Source organism: Sphingopyxis sp. LARHCG72 (assembly GCF_052871675.1).
Genome location: NZ_JBIXJU010000004.1, coordinates 95952 through 110387, shown reverse-complemented (window position 1 = coordinate 110387; position 14436 = coordinate 95952). Strand labels below are relative to the sequence as shown.

The following is a 14436-nucleotide window of genomic DNA, read 5'->3' as shown; positions in this document are numbered from 1 at the left end:
CACCCCGCATGACCCAAGCCGCTTTCCCCGACCTGCGCCTCCGCCGCACGCGCCGCACCGGCTGGAGCCGTGCGATGGTGCGCGAAACCCAGCTGTCGCCCGCCAATCTCATCTGGCCGCTGTTCGTCTGCGACGGATCGGGCACCGAAGAACCGATCGCGAGCCTGCCCGGCGTGTCGCGCTGGTCGGTCGACCTGCTGGTCGAACGCGCGAAGGATGCGGTCGCCGTGGGCATCCCGTGCCTCGCGCTTTTCCCTTATACGCAAGCCGACCGGCGCAGCGAAGACGGCAGCGAAGCGCTCAATCCCGATAACCTCATGTGCCGCGCGACCGCGGCGATCAAGCAGGCGCTCGGCGACGATATCGGCGTGCTCACCGACGTCGCGCTCGACCCTTATACCAGCCACGGGCAGGACGGGCTGATCGACGGCGCCGGCTATGTGCTCAACGACGAGACGGTCGAGGTGCTCGTCGGGCAGGCGCTTAATCAGGCGCGCGCCGGCGCCGACATCATCGCGCCCAGCGATATGATGGACGGCCGCATCGGCGCGATCCGGCAGGCGCTGGAGGCCGAAGGCTTCGGTCATGTCCAGATCATGAGCTATGCCGCGAAATACGCGTCGGCTTTCTACGGCCCGTTCCGCGACGCGGTCGGCTCGCGCGGGCTGCTGAAGGGCGACAAGAAGACCTATCAGATGGACCCCGCGAACAGCGAGGAAGCGCTGCGCGAAGTCGCACAGGACCTCGCCGAGGGTGCCGACAGCGTGATGGTGAAGCCCGGGCTGCCCTATCTCGACATCGTGCGTGCGGTGAAGGACAATTTCGCGGTTCCCGTCTACGCGTACCAGGTGTCGGGCGAATATGCGATGATCGAGGCCGCCGCCGCCGCCGGTGCGGGTGACCGCGATGCGCTCGTCCTCGAAACCCTGCTCGCGTTCCGCCGCGCGGGCGCGTCGGGGGTGCTCAGCTATCATGCGCTCCACGCGGCACGGCTGCTCGGCGCCTGATCGCGTGACCGTTTCTGCATCGCCGCGGCGCTGGCTGTTCGTGCTGACGATCCTCGTCGGCAGTTTCCTGCTGTTCCTCGTCCAGCCGATGGTCGCGCGGATGGTGCTGCCCAAGCTCGGCGGCGCCCCCGCCGTGTGGAACAGCGCAATGCTCGTCTATCAGGCGCTGCTCCTCGGCGGCTATGCCTATGCGCACTGGCTCGGGCGCTTCACCGTGCGGCGTCAGGCGATCATCCACCTCGCGTTGTTCCTTGTCGCCGCGCTGTGGCTTCCGATCGGCATCGCGCAGATCGCGCCGCCCGGCCCGGGGCAGGAGGCGCTGTGGGTGCCTTTGCTCCTGCTCGCTTCGATCGGCCCCGTCTTCTTCGTCGTCTCGGCGCAGGCGCCGTTGATGCAGCGCTGGTTCGCCGCCGACGCGCGCGCGGGCGATCCCTATTATCTCTATGCCGCCTCGAACCTCGGCAGTTTCGCCGGCCTCATCAGCTATCCGGCGCTCGTCGAACCGACGATGCCGCTCGCGGCGCAAAGCTGGGGCTGGACCGCGGGCTATGCCGCGCTCGTCCTGCTCGTCGCGGGCGCGGCCGCAGCGCGCTGGCACGGCGCCGCGGAAAGCCATGTCGCCGCCACATCCGAACCGCGCCCGACGCTGCGGCGCCAGATCCACTGGCTGCTGATCGCGGCGGTGCCGTCGGGGCTGATGCTGTCGACCACGACGCATCTCACCACCGATATCGTTGCGATGCCTTTGCTCTGGGTGCTGCCGCTCGGGCTCTACCTGCTCAGCTTCGTGATCGCCTTTTCGACGATGGAGCGGCCGACGCAGGTCATCACGCTGCTCGCGCCGGTCGTGTTGCTCTCGGTGGGCGGGCTCGGGCTGCTGAGTTCGGGCGGCGGGTCGATGATGGTCGCGCTCGCCAGCCTCGCGATGCTGTTCATCGTCGCGACTGCGCTGCACGGCTATCTCTATCATCTCCGCCCCGCGCCGCAACATCTGACGCTCTTCTACCTGATCATGTCGGCGGGCGGGGTGCTCGGCGGGCTGTTCGCGGCCCTGTTCGCGCCGCTCCTCTTCGACTGGGTGTATGAGCATCCGTTGCTGATCCTCGCTGCGGCGATGCTGCTGCCGCTGCCCGCGCTCTTCCCGTGGGACAAGTGGCTGGGGCTCGAGGTGAAAACGACGCGTGTCGTTGCGGTCCTGCTCGTCGTGATCGCGGCTTTTGCGAGTTGGCATATGGTTGCGAACTGGACGGGCCGGCTCGACGGCGCGGTGGCCGGCTGGGGCATTGCGATCTTCGTCATCGGAATGCTCGTCATCGGCTGGCGCTGGGCTTTCGTATCGGTGCTCGCGCTCCTGATGATCGGGGTCGGCGGCTGGGACACGATCCAGGAAAGCTTTACCGGCGCGCGCGTCCGCAGCTATTTCGGCGTCTATACAGTCACCGACTATCCGGCATCGAACCAGCGCCGCCTCGCGCACGGCACGACGCTCCACGGTCTCCAGCGCACCGACGCCGCGCATCGGCGCGACCCGACCACCTATTACGGGCATCAGTCGGGGGTCGGGTTGACGCTCGACAAGGCCGAAGCGCTGGCGGGGCCGAACGCGTCGGTCGGGATCGTCGGTTTGGGGGCGGGCACGCTCGCTTGCTACCGCAAACCGGGGCAACGCTGGACGATCTTCGAAATCGACCCCGTGATGGTCGATATCGCGCGCGACCCTGCGAAATTCACCTTCCTGTCCGATTGCGCCGGCGACACGCCGATCGTTATCGGCGACGCACGGCTTCAGCTCGCGAACCAGCCGGCGGGGCGTTTCGACATCATCGTCATCGATGCTTTCTCGTCCGACGCGATCCCGCTGCACCTGCTGACCCGCGAAGCGATCGGCATTTATGCGCGCGCGATGAAGCCCGACGGCATCCTGCTCATCCATATCTCGAACCGTTTCTTCGGGCTCGAACCCGTGCTGGCGGCAGAGGCGAAGGCGCGCGATTGGACGAGCGCGATCCGCATGGACCCCGGCCCGATCGGCGACGAATATGGCGACCTGACCGGATCGAACTGGGTCGCGCTGACCGCGACGCCGGAGCGGATGCAGCAATTGACGGGCGGCCTTCGCCCGCGCAAGGATTCACGCGATCTCGATACCTGGGTGCCGCTCGAGGCGCGGCCGAATTTCGAACGCTGGACCGACGATTATGCCTCGACGCTGCCGGTCCTGCTCTGGAAGAATATCATCGGAGGGCGCGACGAATGACCCGCAACGACGTCAGCATCATCACCGTCAATGGCAAGACGCCGCAGATCAACCCCAGCGCCTTCATCGCGCCGGGGTGCCGGATCATCGGCGACGTGACGATCGGTCCCGATGTCAGCATCTGGTATAATTGCGTGCTGCGCGCCGACGTCAGCCGCATCGTCGTCGGTGCGCGATCGAACATCCAGGACGGCAGCATCGTCCACTGCGACGGCCCGATGCCGCACCGCCCCGAAGGTTTCCCGACGATCATCGGCGAAGATGTGCTGATTGGCCATCTCGCGATGGTGCATGGCTGCACGCTCGCCGACCGGGCGTTCGTGGGGCTCAAGGCAACGGTGATGAACGGGTGCCGCATCGGCAGCGACGCGATGCTCGCCGCGGGTGCGCTGCTCACCGAGAATAAGGAAATCCCGACCCGCGAACTATGGGCGGGATCGCCCGCGCGCCGCGTGCGCGAGATCGACGATGCGCAGGCGGCGGGGATGCAGCTCGGCGTCGCGCATTACGTGATGAACGGGCGGATGCACAAAGCGGCGATCGAGGGCTGAAACGAAAAGGGCGCCCCGGTCTCCCGGAGCGCCCCTTTGCAATCTTTGCCAGCCGGCTTAGCTGAAGTTCACCATTGCATAGAGCATCGGGATCGACAGCAGGGTGTTGGTCCGCGAAAAGATCATCGCGGTCTTGGCGGCTTTCGCCTTGGCCGCATCGTCGGCTTCGACGATACCCAGCGCCTTTTTCTGGTTCGGCCAGATCACGAACCAGACGTTGAACGCCATGATCAGGCCCAGCCACATGCCGACGCCGATCAGCTTGTATGGGTCCTGCAGGCCGAGCGCGGGCGCGAGATATTTGGCGTGGCCGGCGATCGCGACGCCCAGTAGCACGGTGATCAGCGCCGCCCAGCGGAACCAGAACAGCGCGGCGGGCGCGATATGCTTGCCGACCGCAGGCTTCAGTTCGGCCGGAATCTTCGGCATCGTCGGAATCTGGACGAAGTTGAAATAGTAAAGCAGGCCGATCCACAGCACGCCGAAGAAGGTGTGCAGCCAGCGCATGATCGCATTGCCCGCGGCGACTCCGTCCTCGAAATTCTGGCCGTTGAGGCACAGCATCAGGATGATCGCGAGCACGAGCCCCGCGCCGAGCACGGCGTGCAGGTTTCCGAAAAATTTGTCCATGGCAGTTCCCCCTTGTTATCGCGGCGCCGCGTGCGACCCGGAGCCGGTGACGCAGCTATGCCAGCGCAGCGGGGAAATGCATCAACTTTTGTCGGTTGCGGCCTCTTCGGGAACGGCGAGGCCGTTCTTCAGCATCACCGGAACCTGGCTGAAGGTGAAGAGGAAGGAGAGTGCGGTGACGCCCCAGACCTTGATCGTCAGCCACAGGTCGAAGCTCATCTGCTTCGCCTGGATCAGCTCGTACATCACATGATTGGCGATGCCGAGCGCGGCAAAGAAGATCCCCCAGTTGCGCGACAGCAGCAGCCAGCCGCGGTCGGTGAGCCCCTCGAGCGCCGACTGCAGCAGATATTTGAGCATCGGCCGCTTGAACCAGTATCCGCCGAGCAGCAGCGCCGCGAAGGCGCCATAGATGATCGTCGGCTTCATCACGATGAAGCGTTCGTCGTGGAACCAGATCGTCAGCGCGCCGAAGCCGAGGACGAGGATGCTCGACATCCACAGCATCGGCGAAATCTTGCCGAGCTTCCATTTCGACACGGCCATCGCGATGACGATCGCGACCATGAAGGCGACGGTGCCCTTGATCGCTGCGGTCGTCGCGGCGAACGCGCCTTCGCCGCCCGACGAGAATTTATAGGCGAGGAAGAAAACGAGCAAAGGCCCGAAATCGATCACGAAGTTGAGCCAGCCATGCTTCGCCGGCGGGGGCGCGGGGACGGTTTCGGGACCGCCCGGGAGCTGGTCGATCTGGTCGAGCTGATCGCTCATCGGATATTTCCTGCAATAATGCCCGCGATCTCGTCCGCGTCGAACGGACGAAGGTCGTCGATGGTTTCGCCGATACCGATCGCGTGGATGGGAAGCCCGTGGCGCTCGGCCGCGGACACGAGCACGCCGCCGCGCGCGGTGCCGTCGAGCTTGGTCATCACGAGGCCGGTGACGCCGGCGACTTCGCGGAACACGTCGATCTGTGACAGCGCATTCTGCCCCGTCGTCGCGTCGAGCACGAGCACGACGTCGTGCGGCGCCGCCGGATTGAGGCGCCCGAGCACGCGTTTGATCTTCGCAAGCTCGTCCATCAGCTCGCGCTTGTTCTGGAGCCGCCCGGCGGTGTCGACGATCAGCACGTCGATGCCGGTCGCGGTCGCCTGCTTCACCGCGTCGAACACGATGCCCGCGCTGTCGCCGCCTTCGGGGCCCGCCATGATCGGCACGCCGAGCCGTTCGGCCCAGACCTTGAGCTGGCCGATCGCGGCGGCGCGGAACGTGTCGCCCGCGACGAGCATCACGCCATAATCCTGTTCCTGGAACAGGTGCGCGAGCTTGGCGATCGTCGTGGTCTTGCCCGATCCATTGACCCCGATCACGAGGATGACCTGCGGGCGCGGGAAGGCATCGATGTCGAGCGGTTCGGCGACGGGGCGCAGCACCGCGGCGATTTCTTCGGCGACGACCTTGCGCAGTTCCTCGGTGCCGTTCGCGGCGATGTCGCGGCGTTCGGCGAGGCGGCCGCGGATGCGGTCGGCCATTGCGGGGCCGAGGTCGGCGGCGATCAGCGCCTCCTCGATCCGGTCGAGATCATCCTCGTCGAGCCGCGCCTTGCCGGTCAGCCCGGCGAGATTTTCGCCGAGCCGTTCGGACGTCCGGCGGAATCCGCCGAGCAGTCGTTCGCTCCAGCTTTGGCCGGTCATGCCGCGATATCCTTTGTTTGGGTGGGGATGGCGACCATCCGGTCGCCGTCGCGCGCGGTCAGGCGCACGTCGATAATGGTGCCGGGCGCCGCGGGTGCAGCGAGCGCTACGGCGGCGAAATTCTCGGCGTGGCCGGTCATACCGTCGCGCTCGACGAGCATCGAGGCGGTGCGGCCGATCTGGGTGCCGAGCCAGTCCTGCCGGCGCCGCGCATTGGCTTCGCGCAAGGCTGCGGCGCGCTCGCGGGCCATCGTACGCCCGACCTGCGGCATCCGTGCGGCGGGCGTCCCGGCGCGCGGGCTGTACGGAAAGATGTGGCCAAAGACGATGTCGCAATCGTCGATCAGCGCCAGCGAGTTCGCGAACATCGCTTCGTCTTCGGTCGGAAAGCCCGCGATCAGGTCGGCGCCGATCGCAATTTCTGCGCGCGCGGTCTTGAGCTGTTCGATCAAGCGCACCGCATCGGCGCGGCGATGGCGGCGCTTCATGCGCGTCAGCACCATATCGTCGCCCGCCTGCAGCGACAGGTGGACATGCGGCATCACGCGCTTTTCCTGCGTCAGCAAGGCGAACAGCGCGTCGTCGATCCGGTCGGGGTCAAGCGACGAGAGGCGGAGGCGCTCGACCGGCAGCGCGAGCAGCGCCTCGACCAGCGTTGCAAGGCTGGTGCCGCTGTCGTCGCCGTAACTGGCGAGGTCGACCCCCGTGAGGATGATCTCGCGCTGGCCGCGGTCGAGGGCCGTGCGGGCGGAGGCGAGGACGTCCTCCACGGTTGCCGACCGCGCCGTCCCGCGCGCCAGCACAGTCGCGCAAAAGGTGCAGCTGTGCGAGCAGCCCGTCTGCACGCCGAGAAAGGCGCGCGCATGATCGGCGCCCGAAAGCGCCGGCGCATAGGGGCGGGAGTTGGGAAATGCTGTTTCGCCGCCATAGCTCTCCGCAAGCCCCTTGGCGTCATTGGGCACCACCCGCGCACCCATCGCGGCGAAGGTCTCGCGCTCCAGCTCCGCCGCGCACCCGGTCACGACAACCTCGGCGCCCGGCAGCTCACGCAGCGCGCGCCGCACGGCCTGCCGCGCCTGCCGCACCGCCTCGTCGGTCACTGCACAGCTGTTGAAGACGATCGTGCCCTGTGCGCCCGCAGTCTTGATGGCGGACCGGATGGCCTCGCCCTCGGCGATGTTCAGCCGGCAACCGAAATTGACGACCTCTTGGCGGTCGACGAGGGATACGCTCATCCGAACTGCGCCCAGTCGGTCTCGCCCTCGTACACACGTGTCGCGGCGCCGCTCATCACGATCGGCTCGCCCGGCGCCCAGCGGATGATCAGGTCGCCGCCGGGCAGCGACACCGTGACCGGCGACTGGACAAGCCCCGCGCGGATCGCCGCGACCGCCGTCGCGCACGCGCCGGTGCCGCACGCCTGCGTCAGCCCGACGCCGCGTTCCCAGACGCGCAGCTGCAACTGGTTCTCGCCGTCGAGGCTCGCGACGTTAACGTTGACGCGCTCGGGGAACAGCGGGTCGGTCTCGATCCGCGGGCCCAGTTCGTCGAGCCGTACTGCATCGGCTTCGGGTACGAAGAAGATGATATGCGGATTGCCGACATTGACCGCGGCGCCATGTTCGAGCTCGTCCCACGCGACGGGCATGTCGCGCGTGTCCATCGGCATCGCGAGCGGTATATGCTCCCAGTCGAACACGGGTTCACCCAGCGTCACCTCGGCGCCGCCGTCGGCGGGGGTGACGCGCAGCATGCCGCCCAGCGTCTCGATCACCGCGGGTTTGCCGATCAGCGTCGCGACGCAGCGCGTCGCATTGCCGCACGCCTCGACCTCGCCGCCGTCGGCGTTGAAGATACGCATCTTCACGTCGGCGCTGGCCGACGGTTCGAGCAGGATCAGCTGGTCGCACCCGATTCCATGGCGCCGGTCGGCGATCGCATGCGCGCGCGCCGGCGTCATCTCGACGCTGCGCTCGCGCGCGTCGATCACGACGAAGTCGTTGCCGAGGCCGTGCATCTTGGTGAAGCGGTCTGCCATAGCTCGCGCATGTAAGGGCGCGCGCGCGCGAAGTCTAGCGATGCGGCGGGATTACGCCGTCTTGCGCAAGGGTTCCTGTTCGCCCGTCTCGGGGCCCGCGGGCGGCACCGCCGGCGCGCGGAGCAGGCCGCGGTCGGCGAGCAGGCGTTCGGTATCGGCGGCCGAGGCGGCGCGGCCGAAATACCAGCCCTGACCCTTGGCGCAGCCGAGCCGCGTCAGTTCGATCGCGGTCGCTTCGTCCTCGACGCCCTCGGCGGTGATCGGCATCGCGAGGCTTTCGCCCAGCCGGACGATTGCGACGACGATCGCCTGCGCGTCGGGGCTGCCGCGCATCGCGGCGACGAAGCTGCGGTCGATCTTGATCCGGTCGAACGGCAGCGCGCGGAGGTGCGACAGCGAACTGTAACCGGTACCGAAATCGTCGAGGCTGAGCGAGACGCCCTGATTCTTGAGGCTGGTGACGATCGAGCGCACGAGCGGCAGATTCTCGAACAGCGAGCTTTCGGTAATCTCGACCTCGAGCTGGCTGGCCGGGAAGCCGACCTCGACGAGCAGCTTGGTGAGCTTCTGGCTGAACCACGGATCCTTGAGCTGCTGCGGCGAGATATTGACCGCGAGCAGGATCGACGGGTCCCAGCGCTTCGCGGTTTCCATGGCGTTGCGGATGACGAGCAGCGACAATTCGCCGATCAGGCCGCTTTCTTCGGCGACCGGGATGAAGCGTTCGGGCGGGATCATCCCATATTCGGGCGATTCCCAGCGCATCAGCATCTCGAAACCGATCAGGCGGCCGCTGGCGATGTCGACCTGCGGTTCGAAGTGCGGCACGAACTCGCCGCGCGGCATGCCCTCGCGAATCCCGGTCTCGATCTGGTTGCGCACCTGCACCGCCATTTCCATGCCGGGTTCGAACCAGATGTGGCGGTTTCGTCCCTCGTCCTTGCCATGATACATCGCGATGTCGGCCTGGCGGACCATCGTTTCCATCGTCATGCTTGCGTCGTCGGCGAGCGAGATGCCGAGCGAAGCGCCGATACGGATCTGCTGCGCGTCGTGTGCCACCGAGTTGTCGAGCGCCATGACGAGTTCGGCGGCCAGCGCGTCGATATCGGCGCGCGCGGCGGGTTCGAAAACGAGCATCGCGACAAATTCGTCACCGCCGAGCCGCGCCTTGGTGGCGTTGGGCGGCAGGACGGCAGAGATGCGCTCGGCCGCGACCTGGAGCACGCGGTCGCCCGCGGCATGGCCGTGAATGTCGTTGACGGTCTTGAAATGGTCGAGGTCGAGCAGGAACAGCGCGACCTGGCGCTTTTCGGCGATCGCGCCCGCGATCATCTGTTGCCCCGTCGCGAGCAGCGCGCGGCGGTTGAGGAACCCGGTCAGCGGGTCGGTGTCGGCGAGGTAGCGGGCGCGCTGTTCGGCCTCGGTGCGCTCGCGGATTTCGCGGTTCAGGTCTTCGTAGCGGCGCCAGCCAAAAAGGATCAGCGCGATGTTGAGCACGAGCGCCGCGGCGAGGGCCCGGTCGGGGCCGCCACCGAGGCCGATCAGCGCGCGCACCGCCGCCTGCATCACATTGCTGCCCGTGCCGACGAACAGCAGGATCGCGGCGACGACGATGCCCCCTGCTATGATGTCGCGTTTGGCGCCCTCGCTGCGGTCGAATTGCTTCGGCGTCGATGTCATATGAATTTTCCCCACCATTGCGCGCTTTATGGCGCCGAAGCGGTGAAATTTGGGTTAAGTGCGCCGGCCCCGGCGTTGCGAAGCGTCGGCCTGCTCTCTCGCATGCTTGCTTTTGACGGTGCTTTTGCGTAAAGGCCGCCGCGTCCGCACGCATCTTGCGTTCGGGCATATCGATGTCCGCGACGGAAAGTCTGTCCACGGATAGCCGCTGGTTGGCGAGGTTTCGCTCACCGGCGTCTTTTGCGTTGCGGGCCTCGAAACGAAGGATTTGAGGCGCATGTTCGACAGTCTGAGCAATCGGCTTGGCGATGTTTTCGGGAAGCTCCGCGGCCGCGGCGCGCTGACCGAGGCCGACGTGCGCGCGGCGATGCGCGAAGTGCGAATCGCCCTGCTCGAGGCCGATGTCGCGCTGCCCGTCGTGCGCAGCTTCGTCGATCAGGTCACCGAACTCGCGATTGGCCAGAATGTCCTGCGCTCGGTCACCCCGGGGCAGCAGGTCGTCAAGATCGTCAGCGACGCGCTGACCGAGATGCTCGGTTCGGAAACCGCCGAGCTCGAACTCGCCGTCACGCCGCCCGCCGTGATCATGATGGTCGGCCTTCAGGGCTCGGGTAAGACGACGACCACCGCGAAGATCGCGAAAAGGCTGAAGGACAAGGAGCGCAAGAAGGTGCTGATGGCGTCGCTCGACGTCAATCGCCCCGCCGCGCAGGAACAGCTCGCCGTCCTCGGCCAGCAGATCGATGTCGCGACGCTGCCGATCGTCGCGGGCCAGCAGCCGGTCGAGATCGCGCAGCGCGCGCTGCAGGCCGCGAAGCTGCAGGGCTATGACGTCCTGATGCTCGACACTGCGGGCCGTCTCCACGTCGACCAGCAGCTGATGGACGAGATGCAGGCGGTGTCGCGTACGGCGAACCCCGCCGAAACCCTGCTCGTCGTCGACAGCCTGACGGGTCAGGACGCGGTGCAGGTCGCGCAGCGCTTCACCGATCAGGTGCCGCTGACCGGCGTCGTGCTCACCCGCATGGACGGGGACGCGCGCGGCGGCGCCGCGCTCTCGATGCGCGCCGTCACCGGCAAGCCGATCAAGTTCGCGGGCACCGGCGAAAAGCTCGACGGGCTCGAACTCTTCCAACCCTCGCGTATCGCGGGCCGCATCCTCGGCATGGGCGACGTCGTCAGCCTCGTCGAACGCGCCGCCGAAACGATCCAGGCCGAAGAGGCCGAGGCGATGGCCGCGAAGATGGCCAAGGGCCAGTTCGACCTCAACGACCTCCGCACCCAGCTTAACCAGATGCGCCGCATGGGCGGCCTCGGCGCGCTCGCCGGCATGATCCCGGGCATCAAGAAGGCGCAGGCGCAGATGGCTGCGGGCGGCGCCGACGACAAGATGCTCGTCCATTTCGACGCGATCATGGGGTCGATGACCCCGAAGGAGCGCGCGAAGCCCGAAATCCTGACCGCGAAGCGCAAGATCCGCATCGCCAACGGATCGGGTACGACGGTGCAGCAGGTCAACAAGGTGCTCAAGATGCACCAGGAAATGTCCAGCGCGATGAAGAAGATCCGCAAGATGGGCGGATTGAAGGGCCTCGGCGCGCTGTTCGGCAAGGGCGGCGGCATTCCCGGAATGGGCGGCGGCGGAGGCCTCCCCGGCCTCGGCGGCGGCGGCGCGATCCCGCCCGAACTCGCCAATCTGATGAATAAAAAGAAATAATCGACCCGACTTTAAACGTTAAACTCTGAAGGAAAATATCATGGCAACCTCCATTCGCCTCGCACGCGGCGGTTCGAAAAAGCGTCCCTATTACAAGATCGTCGTCGCCGATTCGCGCAGCCCGCGCGACGGCCGCTTCATCGAGCGTATCGGCAGCTACAACCCGCTGCTCGCCAAGGACAATCCGGAGCGCATCAAGCTCGACGCCGACCGTGCGAAGCACTGGGTCTCGGTTGGTGCGCAGCCGACCGACCGCGTCGCCCGCTTCCTCGACGCCGCTGGCGTCCTCGAGCGCGCTGCCCGCAACAACCCGAACAAGGGTGTCCCCGGCGAAAAGGCCAAGGAACGCGCCGAAGAAAAGGCGCAGAAGCTGGCTGACGCCGAAGAAGCCGCAGCCGCTGCTGCCGCCGCTCCGGCCCCGGAACCCGAAGCCGAAGCGCCCGCCGCTGAAGAAGCTGCTGCTCCCGAAGCGGCAGAATCGGATGCGACCGGCTCGGTGAAGAGCGAAGAAACCGCCGAAGCGGTTGCCGAAGCCGTCGCCGACGAAGTTCCGGCCGACGCGACCGCCGAAGACGCGACCGCGATTGCCGAAGAAGTCGCCGAAGGCGGCCCGGTTGCCGAAGAAGCGCCCGCTGCCGAAGCCGGCGAAGAAAAGGCCGAAGGCTAAGCCTTGGCCGACGCGAATCGCCCCGTCACCCTCGCCGCCATCGCCGGCGCGCACGGGGTGCGGGGCGAGGTGCGTCTCAAACTGTTCGGCGAAGGCGCGGAGGCTCTCCGCGCCTTTTCCGTTTTCGACGCGGGTGACCGCAAGCTCACCCTCAAATCGGTGCGCCCCGCCAATCAGGGCGCGGTCGCGACCTTTGCCGAGGTCAATGATCGCAGCGCTGCCGAGGCGCTGCGCGGCACGGTGCTGACCGTCCCGCGTTCGGCGCTGCCGCCCTTGGGCGAGGGCGAATATTACCACCACGACCTGCTCGGCCTGCCGTGCGTGTCGACCGACGGCGCTGCCATCGGCCATGTCGCCGCAGTCGAGAATTTCGGCGCGGGCGACATTCTCGAAATCGAGAAACCCGACCGCAAGCGCTTCATGGTACCGATGACCGCGCAGGCGGTGCCGGCATGGACTGACGACGGCGTGACGATTGACGCGGCGTTCGTCGAATAAAGAGTCGCTGAACCAATAATCCGTTCGCCCTGAGCTTGTCGAAGGGCCGCTCTTCCTTTCTATGTTGCGAAGGAAGAGCTGTGCTTCGACAAGCTCAGCACGAACGGAGGTTTTGATGCACGCAAGATTTGGTCTCCTCCTCGCGACAGCACTAACCGTTGCGTCCCCTGTCACCGCACAGGACGTGGCGCCCCAAACCCTCGACCAGCTCGCCCCCGAAATCGACGCGCTCTTCGCCAGGTTCCAGGCCGATCAGCACGTCCCCGGCGTCGTCTATGGCGTCGTCAAGGACGGCAAGCTTGCCTATGTGAAGGGCCTTGGCGTCCAGAACATCACCGACAAGCGCCCCGTCACCCCCGACAGCCTGTTCCGCATCGCCTCGATGACCAAGGCCTTCACCGCGCTGTCGATCCTGAAGCTGCGCGACGACGGCAAGCTCCGCCTCGACGATTTGGCCGAGCAATATGTGCCCGAAATGAAGAGCTGGACCTATCCGACGAAAGACAGCCCGCGCATCCGCGTCCGCGACCTGCTCCAGCATGTCGGCGGTTTCGTCACCGACGATCCGTGGGGCGACCGGCAGCAGGTCTTGCCGCAGGACGCGTTCACGAAGATGATCGCCGCGGGCGTCCCGTTCAGCCGCGTCCCGCAGAGCCAACATGAATATTCGAACTTCGGCTATGCGTTGCTCGGCCGCATCGTCGCCAATGCCTCGGGCATGGAATATACCGACTATGTCCGGCAGACGATCCTGACCCCGCTCGGCATGACGAGCAGCGGTTTCGACGCGCCGAAGGCGCCCAAGGCGCGCTATGCGCTTGGTTATCGCTGGGAAAATGAGCGCTGGACCGCCGAGCCCGAAATGGTCGACGGCGCGTTCAACGCGATGGGGGGCTTGCAGGTCAGCGCAAACGATTATGCCAAATGGGTCGCCTTCCTGCTCGCGGCCTGGCCCGCGCGCGACGATGCCGACAATGGGCCGGTCAAGCGGTCGACGGTGCGTGAGATTGCGCAGGGCCTGAACTTCACCGCGGTGGTTAATCGCACCGGCGCGAGCGGCGCAGAGGCGTGCAAGCTGTCGAGCGCTTACGGCATGGGCTGGCGCGTCGCGCAGGATTGCGATCTCGGCCTCACGCTCGCGCACGGCGGCGGCTATCCGGGCTATGGCAGCCATGTGATGCTGATGCCCGATTACGGCGTCGGGGTCTTCGCGCTGTCGAACCGCACCTATGCCGGGCCGTCGGGGCCGGCGTGGGATACGGCGGTCGCGATGGACAAGGCGGGGCTGCTTGAAGCCCGCGCCGTGCCCGTTTCACCGTCGGTATCAGCGATGTTCGAGGCTGCAAGGGCGGCTTATGCGGCAGGGCATCTCGGTCCGCTTCAGGGCCGGCTTGCGATGAACTTCCTGCTCGATCGCTCGGCCGAAAACTGGAAGGCCGAATTTGCGAAGTTCAAGGCAGAAGTGGGCGAATGCCCGGCCGCCGAACCGCTCGCGCCGCTGGGTGCGATGTCGACCGCTTTCCGGCTCAATTGCGAGAGGGGGAAGCTCGACGGGCAATTGCTGCTTGCGCCGACGATGCCCGCAACGCTCCAGGCGCTACGTCTTCGCGTCGTGCCGCCGGAACAGCCGTGATGCGGACGCGGTGAGGCCTTTTGCAAGGGACAGCCCCACCGCGTTTCGCCCCCGATCTTTC

The 14436-nt window shown here is 66.6% G+C and carries 12 protein-coding genes and 1 pseudogene; 7 read left to right on the top strand and 6 right to left on the bottom strand.

Going from position 1 to position 14436, the window contains the following annotated elements:
- Positions 1 to 8: 8 nt before the first annotated feature.
- Genes hemB through ACIPPQ_RS10630 form a run of 3 tightly spaced genes read left to right on the top strand, consistent with a single transcriptional unit; the run spans position 9 to position 3815 of the window.
- Positions 9 to 1007 (top strand): porphobilinogen synthase, encoded by a 999-nt coding sequence (gene hemB, locus ACIPPQ_RS10640; RefSeq protein WP_446544070.1) that lies wholly within the window; start codon positions 9 to 11, stop codon positions 1005 to 1007.
- A 4-nt stretch (positions 1008 to 1011) separates the two neighbouring features.
- A complete protein-coding gene (locus ACIPPQ_RS10635) occupies positions 1012 to 3264 on the top strand; it encodes a spermidine synthase (RefSeq protein WP_446544069.1) in 2253 nt (750 codons plus the stop codon).
- Positions 3261 to 3815: a gamma carbonic anhydrase family protein gene (locus tag ACIPPQ_RS10630; protein ID WP_446544068.1), complete on the top strand. Its 555-nt coding sequence runs from the start codon at positions 3261 to 3263 to the stop codon at positions 3813 to 3815. Before ACIPPQ_RS10635 ends, ACIPPQ_RS10630 begins: the two co-directional genes overlap by 4 nt.
- A 57-nt stretch (positions 3816 to 3872) precedes the next feature.
- Here ACIPPQ_RS10630 and ACIPPQ_RS10625 read toward each other — a convergent pair whose 3' ends face one another.
- The 6 genes from ACIPPQ_RS10625 to ACIPPQ_RS10600 all read right to left on the bottom strand — a co-directional run bounded on the left by ACIPPQ_RS10625 (position 3873) and on the right by ACIPPQ_RS10600 (position 9860).
- A complete protein-coding gene (locus ACIPPQ_RS10625) occupies positions 3873 to 4445 on the bottom strand; it encodes a urate hydroxylase PuuD (RefSeq protein ID WP_446544067.1) in 573 nt (190 codons plus the stop codon).
- An 81-nt stretch (positions 4446 to 4526) separates the two neighbouring features.
- The gene (locus tag ACIPPQ_RS10620; protein ID WP_446544066.1) at positions 4527 to 5216 is read right to left on the bottom strand and encodes an inner membrane-spanning protein YciB; all 690 of its coding nucleotides are present in this window, start codon (positions 5214 to 5216) and stop codon (positions 4527 to 4529) included.
- Complete coding sequence (ftsY, locus tag ACIPPQ_RS10615; protein WP_446544065.1) at positions 5213 to 6139, bottom strand: signal recognition particle-docking protein FtsY; 927 nt, start codon at positions 6137 to 6139, stop codon at positions 5213 to 5215. The genes ACIPPQ_RS10620 and ftsY overlap by 4 nt, the downstream gene beginning before the upstream one ends.
- Positions 6136 to 7374, bottom strand: a complete 1239-nt coding sequence (locus ACIPPQ_RS10610; protein WP_446544064.1) for a MiaB/RimO family radical SAM methylthiotransferase — start codon at positions 7372 to 7374, stop codon at positions 6136 to 6138. Before ACIPPQ_RS10610 ends, ftsY begins: the two co-directional genes overlap by 4 nt.
- A complete protein-coding gene (gene dapF, locus ACIPPQ_RS10605; RefSeq protein ID WP_446544063.1) occupies positions 7371 to 8177 on the bottom strand; it encodes a diaminopimelate epimerase in 807 nt (268 codons plus the stop codon). Before dapF ends, ACIPPQ_RS10610 begins: the two co-directional genes overlap by 4 nt.
- Positions 8178 to 8228: 51 nt before the next feature.
- Positions 8229 to 9860, bottom strand: coding sequence for a putative bifunctional diguanylate cyclase/phosphodiesterase (locus ACIPPQ_RS10600; protein WP_446544062.1), 1632 nt, complete (start codon positions 9858 to 9860; stop codon positions 8229 to 8231).
- A gap of 277 nt (positions 9861 to 10137) precedes the next feature.
- Between ACIPPQ_RS10600 and ffh the strand changes: the two genes are divergently transcribed.
- The 4 genes and pseudogenes from ffh (at position 10138) to ACIPPQ_RS10580 (ending at position 14375) form a co-directional block, all read left to right on the top strand.
- The gene (ffh, locus tag ACIPPQ_RS10595) at positions 10138 to 11577 is read left to right on the top strand and encodes a signal recognition particle protein (protein WP_446544061.1); all 1440 of its coding nucleotides are present in this window, start codon (positions 10138 to 10140) and stop codon (positions 11575 to 11577) included.
- Between the two features lie 40 nt (positions 11578 to 11617).
- Positions 11618 to 12067: pseudogene (rpsP, locus tag ACIPPQ_RS10590) on the top strand (30S ribosomal protein S16); the annotation flags it as partial.
- Between the two features lie 180 nt (positions 12068 to 12247).
- Positions 12248 to 12742, top strand: coding sequence for a ribosome maturation factor RimM (gene rimM, locus ACIPPQ_RS10585; RefSeq protein WP_446544060.1), 495 nt, complete (start codon positions 12248 to 12250; stop codon positions 12740 to 12742).
- A gap of 184 nt (positions 12743 to 12926) precedes the next feature.
- On the top strand, positions 12927 to 14375 hold the full coding sequence (locus ACIPPQ_RS10580) for a serine hydrolase domain-containing protein (protein ID WP_446544059.1): 1449 nt from the start codon (positions 12927 to 12929) through the stop codon (positions 14373 to 14375).
- The last annotated feature ends 61 nt before the right edge of the window (positions 14376 to 14436 follow it).